The organism is Paraburkholderia sp. GAS206C, from assembly GCF_050435645.1.
Taxonomy (GTDB): Bacteria; Pseudomonadota; Gammaproteobacteria; order Burkholderiales; family Burkholderiaceae; genus Paraburkholderia; species Paraburkholderia phenazinium_B.
This window is the reverse complement of sequence record NZ_JBNDKR010000013.1, coordinates 270,065-284,009: the sequence shown is the minus strand read 5'-3', so window position 1 is coordinate 284,009 and position 13,945 is coordinate 270,065. Positions and strand designations below refer to the sequence as shown.

The window sequence follows — 13,945 nt, the reverse complement described above, 5'->3', positions numbered from 1 at the left end:
TCTGCTCGGTCCAAAAATTATAGATGCCCATCGTCGGTTTGCAAGAATTCGCGCAGAACGTATGGCAGCGAATCTTTGATGTTTGGATGCCGATAGCGCTGTCTTCAGTGAGTAACAAGCGGTTGATCGATTGCTTCACCGGTTACAGGTATGACATGTTCAGACGAACAGCTGACGTGCCGCCCATGCGGGATTTTCGAGCCGTCAGACGAACTACCGGTAGGTCTGGTGCATTGATGAACTTATCGTTTGCGGTGACCTACCAGGACAGCTCTCTTCAGCACAGCACCCAGTAAAAGATGGCATAAGCCATTTTGTGAGGACTCCGTGTGGCTTGTATTCCGATCCCCTTAAGTCAGATCTATGAACGACGATGGTGGCAGCGCAAACCGATTGCGGTAACAAGAGGGACCGCCGCCAGAAGAGGATTTCGCATTGGACTGCCAGCTAACAATATGATGATATCGACAAAAACACGTACCGATTCCGATGGATGATGGCGCGACGGGTATAGCTGGTATAACTGAACACTTCCCTCTCCCCATGTGCGCCCACCACCATAGGGGTGGCCGGACAAACAACTCCGTTGATTTCCGCGTAGACGAAAGGGGGGCGCTCACGCTCATGCCGCTCAGATACGAAACATCGCTCAGCGTCGCAATCGTGCTGCCGAAATCCTGCTGCAGTTGCGCCAGAGATGACGAGCCCGCGCTCGAACCTCGGTTCACCACAAGCATTGGCGTCGTGGTCGTCACCTCCATTGCGTAGCGGATCGAGCCGGCGGACATCGCGGAGGTGTCCCCCGTAAGCGTATGCCCAACGCCGCCAATGACATCATTGGCAACGCTACCGACTGGCTGTCCGGAAATGTCGGTCGAAGTCAATGTAGCCTGCAGCACTCCCGGTGATCCACCAAGGCCGAACATGAAACCGTTCACGCTTTGTGCCGCTAACTGCATGTCGTTGCCTGGATACAGCGTTCTGAAGGCCGCGGAACTCGTCACCAACGACATCTGTGTCAAGGTTGCGACGTACTGACCAATAGCCGCGCTGGTCTGTTCGTTGAATACCGTTCTGCTAACACTGGCGAGGGACAGTTAACTTCGCTAAAGCGCCCGAGAATAGCCGTTGCAGCTACACAGTGTTGCTCGAGGACAGCCTCTGGTTCGCACTCCTTGTGAGTCTGGAGACGGACCGGTCACCAGCCAATGACGACGCTTTCGTCGCCTTCACGCAAGCCCTCCAGACAAGCACTACTTAATATCTCATCAACCGGGGTAAGCGACGACGCGAACTCTCGCGATACAGTTTCCCCGAAAGCCGCCGTCGGCATTTCAAACGCTTGACTGCTTTCCCACGCGGGCTGTTCCCCCCGGCGACTCGGTGTGTAGGTTGTACCGGGTCTTACCCACGGCATGACGGTCGCGGCCAAGGAGGCGGCTGTGTTGCGCGAGGTGCTCAAGGCGCACGCTTCGAATTACGACCCACTCGACGGCGTCATCGTGGATACAAGGTGTCCATCATGCTTGAAGAATTGGGCGTACCTTACGATCTCGCCGCAAGCGTCGAACCTTATAATGCGCTAAACCTTTGACCTGCGAGATGTCGATCAAAACCTGCTTGCGCGCAGACGGAAAATGAGGTCATCAAACGAATGCTCTCCCGATAATGCGGCCTGCGAAGGTCTCTTTGGTCTGCTCAAGACGCAACTGTTCTATCCTCGTGACTGACGGCTACGACCGTTGATCAATTCATCGAAGGTAGTTGGCTCTTATCCAGTAGTACGACGCAAAGTGTATCGAGATCTAACTCGGTTCTCTCAGCCCACTTGAATACCGCGAGAGTCTTGAAATCACGGCGTAAGCCACTCCAGGATTTTAGCCGTCCTGCGTCACGATTCCTTGCAAATCAACAAGTTACGCTCTGCTTGGGCAGGAGCAACCGAGACACCGGCCAGCCGATGGATTAGCTATTTTCGCGAACGATTTGAGCCGTCAGCAAAACGTGTTGCTGGATAAGGCGAACAGCCTCTTCAACGTTTCTCGCGAGCGCCGCGTCCACCATGAGCTTGTGTTCATTTTCGCGCGGCAATACCACGGCATGCCGTGACAAATTACGGTATCGTTCGGCGTGGTCGAAAAGATGCATGCACGCGTCGATCATCCATTCTGACCCACATCCGGAAAACAGCGCCTTGTGAAATTCGCGGTGGGGACGGTCATATAGCGGGTTTACGACTCGAGGGTTCTCTGAACTATACCGATGGACTTTGGAAAGTCGATGATAGCTGAGAAGGACGCGCTCTTCCCATTCGTCGTCACCCCGCAGCACGGCTTCGCGCATGGCAACTTCCGATGTCCAGGCTCGCGCCTGCGCCAGATCCATAAGGCTTTTGGTACTGACGGGTGCTACCGCGAACCCCTTCTGATTTGAATAAACCACCAGCGCTTCGGCTGCCAGTCGACTAAGCGCCTCGCGGATAGGAATGGGGCCGCAGCCATATCGCTTGCTGATATCGTTCAGGCGCAGCTTGAATCCGGGAGGCAGTCCACAGGAAATAATGTCCACGCGAAGCCGCTCATATATGGCTCCAGCGGCGGTCTGCAGACCGAGACTTCCCGGTGTCCTAGCTTCGGCGTCGGCATTTTTGGAGCGATGGTTTTCGACAACTTCCTTCATATGTAACGTAGAACCCAGCGAGCGTCAGCTGACTATTTTTACACAGCAGCTCTTTATATACAAATTGATTTGTGAAGTCAGATATATATACTTTGTGGCGCAAGCTGTTTCCAAGAACCATGTAGAAACCGGACGGCCTGTTGGTCCCCATCGTCCCGAGTCGCTCGGACCAGAAAACTGCGACCTGGGGGCTAGTTCGGCGTAGCTGACGGCGAAAGCGTGAAGACTAAAGATCATCGCCTCCGTCGAGTCGCCCATGGGCTACCTGGTCAGCAAGTGCGTTGTAAGGAAACGGCAGATGTGCTGGATACGGTGTAGTACGTGCCAGCTACTTCAAACTCTCGTGCAGGTTCTGAACGGTGACTTGCTCGACATGTTCGAACGATGGTTTGCGAGGAACACGGCACCGGCGCAGGCGAACCCGAGGGAGGTCGCATAAAACTCCCCCTACGTCCTCCTGCTCTCCCAACAAGGGCGCCTGTAGTGGCCGTTCCTGACGAGGAGATTGAAGGAAAGAGTTAGAGGCGAATCGGGACTGCTGATCGACCACGTAAGGAGCACCGGGTCGAACAAGTCCAACATTCCATTTGCGAAAAAAGCGGATAAAGCGAAGCCTGTAGGCCCATGTTGAGAGTTCACTATCGCCTGTTGAAAAACTGATCATGACTACAATCTCTAAACATAACCAGCTTATTACGTTGATCAACGTATTCACCGTCGAGCCGTCCCGGCAACAGGAACTCCTCGATTTGCTTGACCGTGCAACCCAGATCGTGCGCCTGGAGCCCGGATTCATCTCATCAAGCCTTCACCGGGGCATAGATGGCAACAAGGTCACCATGTACGCGCAGTGGCGAAGTGTTGAGGCCTATCGGGCGATGCGTGAGAATCCCACCCCTTTAAGCTACTTTGAGCAGGCAGCAGCATTCACGGAATTCGAGACCGCAGTGTACGAGGTCGTCGAAACATATTCCCCCCCAGCCGGAGAGGCGTAGGGCGATCGGCGCACGAACGTGGGTAGAGAGAAGCTTCGTCGCCATAGCGTGTAGAAGTGACTTACAGAAATAGGCCCAATGCCCCTTCGGGGACGCGCGAAGCGGACCGGGGCGAAACTCGTTGTCGTCCGCGGGGGCCAGCTGACGAGCTTTGTTCTCATTTATTTGTCGCTGTGGTAAGTCTGCGATAAGTGCACCCCGTCACCGCACCGCGTTCGCACTACTGCTCCTGCGCCACGCGCAACACCGAGTGCGGATCGTTCACCATCTCCTCGAAACAGTCGGCAGTCAACCAGCGTTGCGTCTTCTGATAGACCCGTTCCCACGGCGCAAAGCTGATAGACAGCATTTGCGCGCCGGCTCGCACCCTCCAGCGCAGCGCGTCGAACACCACGCACAATTCGTATCGGCGTGGCGGCGCGTCTTCGTTCATCTGTGTCGGGCACGGAGCAACAAAACTCCATTTCTCATTCGAAACATGCGTTGGGTATCGCTTGCGACCTGGCATCCCGCCAGGTTACCAGGTCTGGCCAAGAATGTTCAACCCGCTTCAGGTATCCCGGTGTAAGGGCCGAGATGGCCTGCGCCTCTGCATTAACGCCGAAAGCAGGCGTATACGACCATACGTAACTCGTATCGCTGAACCGTGTGAGGTTCGCATAGCCGATATTGTTCAGCAGTGGCGCCCATCCGCCGCCGAGCCACTAAAAAAAGTGACGCATCCCGATATTTACACCGTACGTAGTCCCCGGTATTTCGGTAAGAATATCTTTGTACGTCAACGACAGGCCGGTGTCCATTGCTCCGTGGTTGTCGACACGTCCGAATTGCAAATAGACGGACGTGCGTCTCGAGAGGAAGTAGGTTGTACCCACCGCTGCCAATAGTGAGTGATTGGCGGTATCGTTGCGGTCACTAGTTACCCAAACGCCGCCGTTCAATTCAAGATCCGATCGGGCAAAGTAATCGACTCCCCCACCATAAACGTTCGAGTTAAATGCACCGGCCACCTTGTAATTGGTGAACGACACCTTGGTGGTCAGTGCCCCAAACCTGTACGCTACGCCTAGCATGCGACCCGTGAATTCTATATCGGTGGGAATAGGCGTGACCGCACCACCTGCATTGCTATCGTAGATCGCGGCGTCAACCATGAACGAGCCGTTGTCATATTTGAGGCCGCCCGACCACTGCCGTCCCGCTGAAAAATCACCGGCGACGCCGCCCGGAGCAAACATCACAGTGCCTGTGAGGCCAGCCAGGTTTGGGGTGGTGTACAACACAGCATTAGAGCTGATCATGCTTGTAAAGCGGACGTTGTTGTCATACGGCAAAATGGAGCTGCCAAACGTCGAGTGCCGTGGATCCAGATCGACCGCGGCTTGAAAGAATGGCGAGTGTTGTACGCCGAGCCTGATTTTGCCGAAATTGCCCTCGAGTCCGATCCATGCCTGGCGCCCCAGGAAATAGCCGTTCGAACTGACAATGCCTCCAGTGACCGTGCTGATCCCGCTTTCAAGATCAAATTCGGCCTTCATGCCGCCACCAAGATCCTCGCTCCCTCTCAGTCCGAAAACCGAAGGACCGAGGCCTCCATTATCAATCGCGAACGTAGGGCCGGCATTTTTCCCTGTCGAACCTGGGGTCCTGTTTGCATACAGGAACCCTGCGTCGAGCATGCCATAGAGCGTGACGCTACTTTGCGCGTGCGCGACACCAATTGGCACAAGAATCGCATTGACCACAACACACTTCCACATCGAGCGAAAAGATGATCTCACCCTGTCTCCTGCATAGTTAGTACTATTAATTTATTAAATTTATATTTTTTTCATTGCACTCAACACTTCATTCGGGCAAGTCGCTGCGCCGGTTAAGTTCATGCCGATCTGGTATGGCGGTCGCTTGATACGGGTAAGAACAACGTCATTTTCGTAACGCTTTACGCCGCTATGCTGCCTGGCCGGCGAACGTACGCCTGTAGCTCAGGTGCAGGCTGCCGGCGCCAGCAGGAGCACCTCCCCAACCTGTTCGGAAGAATCAGGCTTTCCGGATTCGAAGCATGACAAGGGCGCCCATGAAGGACGCGATTGCGAGCAGAAATAACCCATACTCTGGCCGCCCGCTTATCTCGCGCAGCCAGCCAATGCCAAAAGGGAAAACGTATCCACCCGCATTTCCTATCATCGAAATCATGCCGATACCGGCGGCGGCAGCCGTGCCCGACAGGATGCTCCCAGGCACGACGAACAGCACCGCATTCGCGCTGATCAAGCCAGCCGCAGCAAGCGTCAGACCGATCAGCGACAGCACCGGAATATGTGCAAACGCGCCGCTGAGCAGGAGGCCACTCGATCCGATTATGGCCGTGCAGGCTACGTGCCATCGTCGCTCGTTTACGCGGTCTGAATGCCGGCCGACAAAGATCATCGTCAACGCCGCGAAACCGAATGGGATGGCAGTTATCAGACCTGTGTGGAGCAAGCTGGCAACTCCGAGTTCGCGAATAATTTGCGGCAACCAGAAAGCAAGTCCGTAGATGCCGCCGATCTGAGTAAAATTCACGCAAGCCAGAGCCCAAACATCTAGATCCCTAAAGGCGTGCCCAAGTTTGTGGCCCATGCCAAGAGCATCCCGCGCAGCGCGCTCCTGAACTAGCGTGTCGATGACACGTTCTCGTTCGTTAGCCGTCAGCCATCGCGCTTTCGCCGGACCGTCATCAAGAAAGAAAATCGTTGCGATGCCAGCCATGACAGCTGGGATTCCCTCGATCAGAAACAACCATTGCCAGCCATGCAGGCCACCCTGTCTGTCTAATGTCTGCATCAACCATCCGGAGAAAGGACCTCCGATTACGCCAGCGAGTGCGATGCCCAGGAGAAAATAACTGATCGCCTGAGAGCGCTGACGAGTGGGAAACCAATATGTCAGGTACAGAATGATCCCTGGGAAAAAGCCTGCCTCCGCAACGCCAAGCAACACTCGCATCACATAAAATTCCACTGGCGATGTAACGAACATCATGCCTGCGGACACCAGCCCCCAGAGGAGCATGATTCGTGCAATCCATATTCGCGCGCCCACACGCGCGAGAATAAGATTACTCGGGATTTCACAGATACAGTAAGCGACAAAGAAAACGCCAGCGCCAAAACCGTAGGCAGCATCGCTTAGTCCAATGTCGGAGGCCATACGCAGTTTTGCAAAACCGATGTTGACCCGATCCAGAAACGAGATCACGTATAGCAGGATCATGAATGGCAGTAACCGGCTGGCTATCTTGTTATATAGTCGCCACTCTGATTCATCGCCGAACCCTGCACGCGCTAAAAGATTCACTGTCTCCTCCACTGCTTCTTATAATCGCGTGCGCAAGCACGCGCTGACTTTGCACGCCGCGAGCGGCGCCAAGAGTCACAGGATCATGCTGTCATCCAATGGCATTGAGCGATTTCGCGCCGACGCTGTACGGCTCGGCATCAATCAGTACAAAAGCGATCACGCACGGCTCGGTACCCCGGTTTATCCAATCGTGAATCGTGCCGCGTTGAACCAGCACATCGCCGGCCTTCAGGTGAACCTCGACGCCATCCACATCCATATCGATCTCTCCAGATATCACCACGGCGTAGTCGATCGAGTCCGTACGATGGTTTCGCGGTTTGACACCCGGTGCATATTCGATGACGCGGAACACCGTACCGTTGGAATGACTGGTTGCTACCTTGCGTTTGGCACCGTCGAAGTCGTCGTTGTTATCGATCGGGAAGCCTTCGGTAGTCCAGATGACGGTAGCCTGTGCCCCTTCGCGCAACGAAGCGACATTTTTCACAAGCTCGTCGATGGCGACAACTGCTTTTCCGTTGGCATCGTGACCGGTCACAACGCGGCGCACAGAGAGTGTCATAGCTGCTCTTCTCGTATATTAGGTAAGGTGATTTTCACATTCGCGACTGCAACGACGATGGGGCACACGTGTTGTGGGCGACCAGATCGTGGACCGTCAAGCGGCGGTGGCGATGAGATTACGCAACAGCCCCAGCCCCGCAACCTCTGTTTCCAGAACATCTCCAGGCTTCATAAATTCCGGAGGCGTACGGGCATGTCCCACGCCCGGTGGCGTACCGGTAGCAATCACATCGCCCGGTTCAAGCGTAAGTCCATGAGATAGCTCCGCAATGATCCTCGGAATCTTGAAGTACATGTGACGTGTGTTCGACGTCTGCTTGCTCTCACCGTTCACTCGACTGGAGAGATCGAGACTCTCAGGATCGATCTCATCTGCGCTGGTAATCCAGGGGCCCATGGGGCAGGTTCCATCGATGCTCTTTCCCTTGAACCATTGCTGCCCATGCCGACGTTGAACGTCGCGCCACGTCACGTCATTGAGTACCGTATAGCCGAAGACATACTCCATCGCGTTAGCTTCCGGGATGTCGCGGCCCGCGCGACCAACGACTACAGCGAGCTCGACTTCCCAGTCCAACTGGGCCGACAAACCGCCGAAGAAGGGTATCGGGTCAAACGGCCCAATCACCGTTGTCGGAGCCTTGGTAAAAAATGTCGGAAACGCAGGCATTTCTTTCACGTGCGGACGGATCTTTGCGCCTTCCTCGAAATGATCCTGGTAGTTCCAGCCGACACAAAAGATGTTCTTACGAGGCCGTGGAATAGGCGCGTTCACCTGCACGTCGGCAAGCAAAAAATCCGTCGAGGCATGGTTGACAATAGTCCGGATCACATCCAATCCTGGTTGACCCGCTGAGATGACCGAAATCATGTCCCTCGAGTCGAAAGGCGTCTCGAGACCCAATTCAGCGGCCGACCTTCCGATGTCGACCACGCGCCTGTCGGCGTCTCGTAGTGCTCCGACGCGGCTCGCCTGGTCTCCGGTGGTCGCAAAAGTAAGGAGTCGCATTGATATCTCTGTAAAAGTAAAATTTGAACCTATTTAGCTATGATACATATCTTTTCAACAAATCATATATTTTTTTGGTCGGCACATTGCCTGCATGTCGGAAAACGGTCACCTTGATGCCAGACCATGCGGCGACAATCGCCGACATGAGGCACATCCGGTTTCCGCCTGATACGATCAGCCGCGCGGTGCGGCCGTACTACCGCTTGCTGCCGAGCCTGCACATGGTCGAAGAACTGCTGGCCGCGCGGCATCCCACCCATGTACGAGACCAAGCGAAGTCGGTCGGTAAAGTTTGACCTGGACATTGCTCGACGTATCCGGCCCGCCGCACCGACACGAGGAGACGAAGTGGCACCTGGATGGAAGTCGTCACGATCAATGTCAGGAGGCACCGGTTGTGGCGCACGGTGGACCTGCATGGCGCCATGTTCGACGTGCTGATGCCGAGGTGGAGCGACCAACTCGGCCAGGCGCCTTATGCGCGAGCTGCTCAGGAAGCACGGGCGCACATCGCGGGTGTTGATCCCGCTTCAGATCAACGCGTCGCCAGCAACGTTTTCGCTTCGGTGCATGATCAGGTCACCAACCTCTTTCGGCATTGCATTGCCATTACCACACCGACGCAAAGCAAAAGCAGACGCTCCGAGGCGAGGTCTTCGAGGCGAAGGAAAGCTTGACGGGAGCGCCGATGCTGGGGCAATTGGCTCATTAAATAGGCATCCTCAAGCGCGGCGTGCCAAGGGCGTGCCGTTCGACAACTTGACACCACCTCTCTGCCTCATCGACAAAAATCGCGCTCAATCCGATGGAGCGCCCCTGAGAGGCTAGCTAGGATTTGCGCAGTGCGGCCGCGGCTGCGTGAATAGCCTCTCGAATCTGAATGTAGGTTCCACAACGACAAATGTTGCCGTTCATCGCATGGTCGATATCCTGATCAGAAGGTCGGGTGTTTTTCATTAGCAATGCCATCACGCTCATCATTTGTCCCGACTGGCAGTATCCGCATTGCGGTACTTCATGCTCGAGCCATGCCTTCTGAATTTCCCTGCCGATAACGCTCGCGCCCATCGCCTCCACCGTTGTGATCTCGTTGTCCTCAACTGCCGAAACGGGAATGCAGCAGGAACGAACTGCCTCTCCGTTCAGATGTATGGTGCAAGCTCCGCATAACCCAAGTCCGCAGCCAAAACGCGTTCCCGTCATGTCGAGCTCGTCACGAAGCACCCAAAGAACCGGGGTTTCAGGCGAGGCCGTTACCGGTTGTGTTCGTCCGTTGATCCTAAGCTTGTGCATAAAATTTTTGCCACGCTATCTGGTGAAAACGACGGGATGGTTGAATGCTCAGCTTCAAACCCGTGGAACCGACGATGCGCAAACACGGTTTGCGAACAGTCGATCAGTCAAGCACTCATTCAGGCTAAGACGTAGCCTGCTCCTTCTCCTTAGCCCATCCATCCGACTCGTCGCAAGGAACCTGCGACTGCGACTTCGTTTCATGCGCCTACAAACCGCAACTGAACGGTGTTGCGAGCCAATCGGACCAGAACGGCAGGGCGCAAAGCTCCTTGTGGGCGGAGTCCTTCTCTCGTGACCAGCGGAACATCAGAGCTACCGCGCGCGTCGCGTTTACAGCAATCTTAGGCCAATAATATATATTTTTCAATAAAACAAAATTTGATATATGATTCATACATTGCGCGGGGGAACTTGATGGAGTTCGAATGGCGGCCGGGCAGAGTGGCGAAGTTGTGCAGCGACATGAGGGAAGCCGGCAAAGGGACCGATATGAACAACAAGGGCGAAGGTATTTCGCGGCGGGGCTTTATCTTTGGAATCAGTGCTGCGGTTGGCGGTCTTGTCCTTACAGGCTTGCCTTCGCTCGCGGAGAGTACAGGGGTGGTGCAATCGCCATTGCTCACAAATGCCCCTGGCTCAGAGGTAGGGATCTGGGTTGTGATAGACGGCGAGACCACGACGATTCGTGTTGCGCGATCGGAGATGGGTCAAGGGAATTTCACGGCGTTACCGATGCTGGTAGCTGAAGAACTCGACTGTGACTGGAGTCATGTGACGGCCGAATATGTGTTGCCCGAAGCAAACCTTGCGCATGGTCACGCATGGGGCGACATGATGACTGCATCAAGCGCGTCCATCCGTATGTCTCACCTCTATCTGCGTAAGGCGGGTGCTCAGGCGCGTCATATGTTAGTGGACGAAGCCGCGGCGCGTTGGAAAGTCAGCGCGTTGGAGTGCACGGCACGCGACAGTGTCGTAACTCACGCTGCTAGTGGGCGTTCATTGACCTACGGGGAACTCGCGGAAAACGCAGCGCGGCGTCCTGTTCCACAAGAAGTGACGCTAAAAGACCCGAACCTATGGCGACTGATCGGGACACCGGTGAAACGGCTGGACCTCGAAGACAAAGTATTGGCGAAACCGATCTTCGCGACCGACGTGCGTCTTCCCGACATGCTTTACGCAACGGTTACGGCATGCCCAACTCTCGGCGGACGACTCAAAGATTTCGACGCGTCAAAGACGTTGGTCATGCCTGGCGTACGTCATGTGGTGCCGGTTGGGGATACAGCCGTCGCCATAGTCGCCGACTCGTGGTGGCAGGCCCACCATGCGCTTGATACGTTGTTGGTCCGATGGGACGCTGGCCCTGCTGCGGCGCTATCCAACGAATCCATCCGTGAGATTTTCCTGAAGGGTCTTGACGATCCGCATCCTGCAGTTGCCCAAAGGATCGGCAACGTGGACGAGGTCCTCGCAAATGCTACCAATGTAATACACGCCGATTATGAGGTTCCATATCTCGCACACACCACGATGGAGCCCCAAACCTGCACTGCTCACGTAACTCCCGAATTCGCCGAAGTTTGGGCGCCTACCCAGAATGGCGATGGGACGCTGCAAGTCGTAGCACACACACTCAAGATTGATCCGTCCCGCGTCAAGATTCACAAATGCCATCTTGGCGGCGGATTCGGGCGCCGCGGAGTATCTCAAGATTGGGCTCAACAGGCAGTCTTGATTGCCAGGGCTGTAGGTAAACCGGTGAAAATGCTATGGACCCGGGAAGAAGATGTCAGGCATGACTACTACCGCCCCATGTCCATTGCCCGACATGTAGCAGGATTCGACAGGAATGGAAAACTTCTCGCATGGAAAGTGCGGCTGTCGTGTACGTCTATTCTGGCCAACCTTATGCCCTCTCGGCTGAGGCATGGACAGGACTTCGACATGATGGGGGCATTTCTACCGGGTGACATGAGCTACCACATCCCCAATTTTGAAGTCGGCTACGCAATGCGGCAGTTGCCGATCCCAGTGGGCTTTTGGCGAGGTGTCAATCATAGTCAGAACGGATTTTTTAGAGAGTCCTTCGTTGATGAGATGGCGCATGCAAGTGGCCAGGATCCCTACGCTTTCCGGCGTGAGTTACTCGCGCATAGCCCGCGCTCGCTTGCCGTTGTGGATGAGGTAGCGACTCGCGCTCAGTGGGGGCACACTAAAGCCGGCACATACCAGGGAATGGCACTCGTCGAATGCTACGACTCAGTCTGCGCTCACGTCGTCGACCTATCGATCGATGACGAAGGACGGGTGAAAGTACATCGCGTCGTATGTGCGCTTGATTGCGGATATGTCGTGAACCCAAGCATCGTCAAAAAGCAACTACAGGGCGCCGTCGCATATGCGCTTAGTGCTGTGCTTTGGGGTCAGGTAACGATCAAAAATGGCGAGGTACAGCAGTCTAACTTCCACGACTATCCGGCGCTTCGGATCAGCGAGATGCCCGTGGTCGAAACCTATCTCATCCCAAGTGGCAACAAGTACATTGATCGCTGGGGAGGTGTTGGCGAGCCGGGTACGCCACCCGTCGCACCTGCCGTCGTTAATGCGATTTTCGCCGCAACCGGTAAGCGTATTCGACTGTTGCCGCTTGCCGGCCAAAAGCTGGTGTAGACGCTGCTCTCCTGGCTTCCTTTCGAAGCGAAATTCATCGATGAAGACTGCAATCTCAAGCAACCCGACGCGCATACGTAGATGGTTCGCGCTTGCGTCAATCCTGGCGATGGTGCTAACGGCAAGTCTACCAAGCCGGGCGGCTACGCCTGCGGATCGTTTGGTCGCTCGGGGCGGCTATCTGGCAAAAATCGGCGATTGCGCAGCATGCCACACGGTTCGAGGCGGTGCGGATTTTGTCGGCGGGCTGCCCATGCAAATGCCCGTCGGCACGATCTACACGACCAATATCACGCCCGACCCCGACACGGGAATCGGCCGATACACGCGGGACGATTTCGAGCGTGCGTTACGACACGGAGTCGCTAGAGATCATAACTTGTATCCGGCAATGCCGTATCCATCCTTTTCCAAGATCAGCGATGAGGATGTGGACGCGCTGTATGCCTATTTTATGAAGGGTGTGAAACCCATAAAACAGCGCAATCGACAATCGGATATTCCTTGGCCGCTTGATATGCGCTGGCCACTCAAGCTGTGGAACCTCCTTTTTCTTGACGATACGGTCTATCGGGCAAAGCCGAACAAAGACCCCATCTGGAACCGGGGTGCTTATCTTGTTCAGGGCCTCGCGCATTGCGGCGCTTGTCATACGCCGCGAGGCATGGCGATGCAAGAACTAGCGCTCGACGAGAAGAGTCAGACTTTCCTTTCCGGCGCATCTCTCGACGGATGGTTTGCATCGAATCTGACCGGTGATAACAATGCGGGACTCGGTAGATGGACGGAAAATGATCTGCACATGTTTCTGAAAACTGGAGCGAACGTTCATGCTTCCGCGTATGGTCCAATGACGGATGTCGTCAACAATAGTACTCAGTATTTGTCCGACGAAGACCAAGTCGCGATAGCACGGTATCTCCGTTCGTTGGTTCCGTCACACGCGGGTGACGTCAACGAGAGAGAGCCGTATCGATACGACGGTCAGATAACCTCCACCTTGGTCGCAGGAACGCCGTTACCGAACGGCGCACACGTCTACTTGACCTATTGTGCCAACTGCCACGGGGTTGATGGCCGAGGACGTGCACCCTTCATCGCTCCCCTGGCAGGAAACCCGGATGTGTTGGGCACTAATCCATTGTCGCTTATTAACGTGACGATCAATGGCGCCGCGAATCTTGTAGTCGGCGGCGTGCCCGCGGCCTATCCCATGCCCAGGTTCAGGCTAGGCCTCACGAACCAGGATATCGCCGACGTGTTGAGTTTTGTACGAAGCGGCTGGAATAACCGCGCTCCAGAAATCAAAGCACAGGATGTTGCGAAGGTGAGAGCCAGTACGAGCGGCAAGTGATAGGTGGATACACATTTTTTGAGC

At 55.3% G+C, this 13,945-nt stretch carries 11 protein-coding genes and 2 pseudogenes; 6 read left to right on the top strand and 7 right to left on the bottom strand.

The genetic code is table 11. The annotated features are described in order from the left end of the window. Positions 1-1,649 precede the first annotated feature (1,649 nt). Positions 1,650-1,809, top strand: a pseudogene (locus tag P3T20_RS32510) (IS3 family transposase); the annotation flags it as partial. A 156-nt stretch (positions 1,810-1,965) separates the two neighbouring features. Here the strand turns inward: P3T20_RS32510 and P3T20_RS32505 are convergent. After that, on the bottom strand, positions 1,966-2,679 hold the full coding sequence (locus P3T20_RS32505) for a GntR family transcriptional regulator (RefSeq protein WP_074267492.1): 714 nt from the start codon (positions 2,677-2,679) through the stop codon (positions 1,966-1,968). Between the two features lie 662 nt (positions 2,680-3,341). Between P3T20_RS32505 and P3T20_RS32500 the strand changes: the two genes are divergently transcribed. Further along, positions 3,342-3,674: an antibiotic biosynthesis monooxygenase family protein gene (locus tag P3T20_RS32500; protein ID WP_074296386.1), complete on the top strand. Its 333-nt coding sequence runs from the start codon at positions 3,342-3,344 to the stop codon at positions 3,672-3,674. Positions 3,675-3,897: 223 nt separating this feature from the next. Here the strand turns inward: P3T20_RS32500 and P3T20_RS32495 are convergent. The 5 genes and pseudogenes from P3T20_RS32495 to P3T20_RS32475 all read right to left on the bottom strand — a co-directional run. Continuing rightward, positions 3,898-4,182 (bottom strand): annotated as a pseudogene (locus P3T20_RS32495) (IS5 family transposase); the annotation flags it as partial. A gap of 196 nt (positions 4,183-4,378) precedes the next feature. Further along, complete coding sequence (locus P3T20_RS32490; RefSeq protein ID WP_074267489.1) at positions 4,379-5,434, bottom strand: porin; 1,056 nt, start codon at positions 5,432-5,434, stop codon at positions 4,379-4,381. A 280-nt stretch (positions 5,435-5,714) separates the two neighbouring features. Continuing rightward, entirely contained in the window at positions 5,715-7,013 is a 1,299-nt protein-coding gene (locus P3T20_RS32485; protein WP_074267488.1) for an MFS transporter, read from the bottom strand. Positions 7,014-7,104: 91 nt separating this feature from the next. Continuing rightward, entirely contained in the window at positions 7,105-7,557 is a 453-nt protein-coding gene (locus P3T20_RS32480; protein ID WP_429288965.1) for a cupin domain-containing protein, read from the bottom strand. Positions 7,558-7,677: 120 nt separating this feature from the next. Further along, entirely contained in the window at positions 7,678-8,454 is a 777-nt protein-coding gene (locus tag P3T20_RS32475) for a fumarylacetoacetate hydrolase family protein (protein ID WP_253190080.1), read from the bottom strand. Positions 8,455-8,615: 161 nt separating this feature from the next. Between P3T20_RS32475 and P3T20_RS32470 the strand changes: the two genes are divergently transcribed. Together P3T20_RS32470 and P3T20_RS32465 are read left to right on the top strand one after the other, a co-directional pair. Beyond that, positions 8,616-8,891, top strand: a complete 276-nt coding sequence (locus tag P3T20_RS32470) for a hypothetical protein (protein WP_429288964.1) — start codon at positions 8,616-8,618, stop codon at positions 8,889-8,891. 63 nt (positions 8,892-8,954) lie between these two features. Further along, positions 8,955-9,272, top strand: a complete 318-nt coding sequence (locus P3T20_RS32465) for a hypothetical protein (RefSeq protein WP_074267484.1) — start codon at positions 8,955-8,957, stop codon at positions 9,270-9,272. A gap of 151 nt (positions 9,273-9,423) precedes the next feature. Here the strand turns inward: P3T20_RS32465 and P3T20_RS32460 are convergent, their stop codons facing one another. Beyond that, the gene (locus P3T20_RS32460; protein ID WP_429288963.1) at positions 9,424-9,888 is read right to left on the bottom strand and encodes a (2Fe-2S)-binding protein; all 465 of its coding nucleotides are present in this window, start codon (positions 9,886-9,888) and stop codon (positions 9,424-9,426) included. Positions 9,889-10,305: 417 nt separating this feature from the next. Here P3T20_RS32460 and P3T20_RS32455 point away from each other — a divergent pair, with 417 nt between their 5' ends. Together P3T20_RS32455 and P3T20_RS32450 are read left to right on the top strand one after the other, a co-directional pair. Beyond that, complete coding sequence (locus P3T20_RS32455) at positions 10,306-12,567, top strand: xanthine dehydrogenase family protein molybdopterin-binding subunit (protein WP_083611621.1); 2,262 nt, start codon at positions 10,306-10,308, stop codon at positions 12,565-12,567. Positions 12,568-12,607: 40 nt separating this feature from the next. Next, positions 12,608-13,921: a c-type cytochrome gene (locus tag P3T20_RS32450; protein ID WP_074267482.1), complete on the top strand. Its 1,314-nt coding sequence runs from the start codon at positions 12,608-12,610 to the stop codon at positions 13,919-13,921. The last annotated feature ends 24 nt before the right edge of the window (positions 13,922-13,945 follow it).

Coding starts and splice junctions, on each gene's coding strand:
- P3T20_RS32460 (WP_429288963.1), bottom strand. CDS start 9,888: ATGCACAAGCTTAGGATCAACGGACGAACACAACCGGTAACGGCCTCG.
- P3T20_RS32450 (WP_074267482.1), top strand. CDS start 12,608: ATGAAGACTGCAATCTCAAGCAACCCGACGCGCATACGTAGATGGTTC.
- P3T20_RS32500 (WP_074296386.1), top strand. CDS start 3,342: ATGACTACAATCTCTAAACATAACCAGCTTATTACGTTGATCAACGTA.
- P3T20_RS32465 (WP_074267484.1), top strand. CDS start 8,955: ATGGAAGTCGTCACGATCAATGTCAGGAGGCACCGGTTGTGGCGCACG.
- P3T20_RS32475 (WP_253190080.1), bottom strand. CDS start 8,454: ATGATTTCGGTCATCTCAGCGGGTCAACCAGGATTGGATGTGATCCGG.
- P3T20_RS32490 (WP_074267489.1), bottom strand. CDS start 5,434: ATGTGGAAGTGTGTTGTGGTCAATGCGATTCTTGTGCCAATTGGTGTC.
- P3T20_RS32455 (WP_083611621.1), top strand. CDS start 10,306: ATGGAGTTCGAATGGCGGCCGGGCAGAGTGGCGAAGTTGTGCAGCGAC.
- P3T20_RS32505 (WP_074267492.1), bottom strand. CDS start 2,679: ATGAAGGAAGTTGTCGAAAACCATCGCTCCAAAAATGCCGACGCCGAA.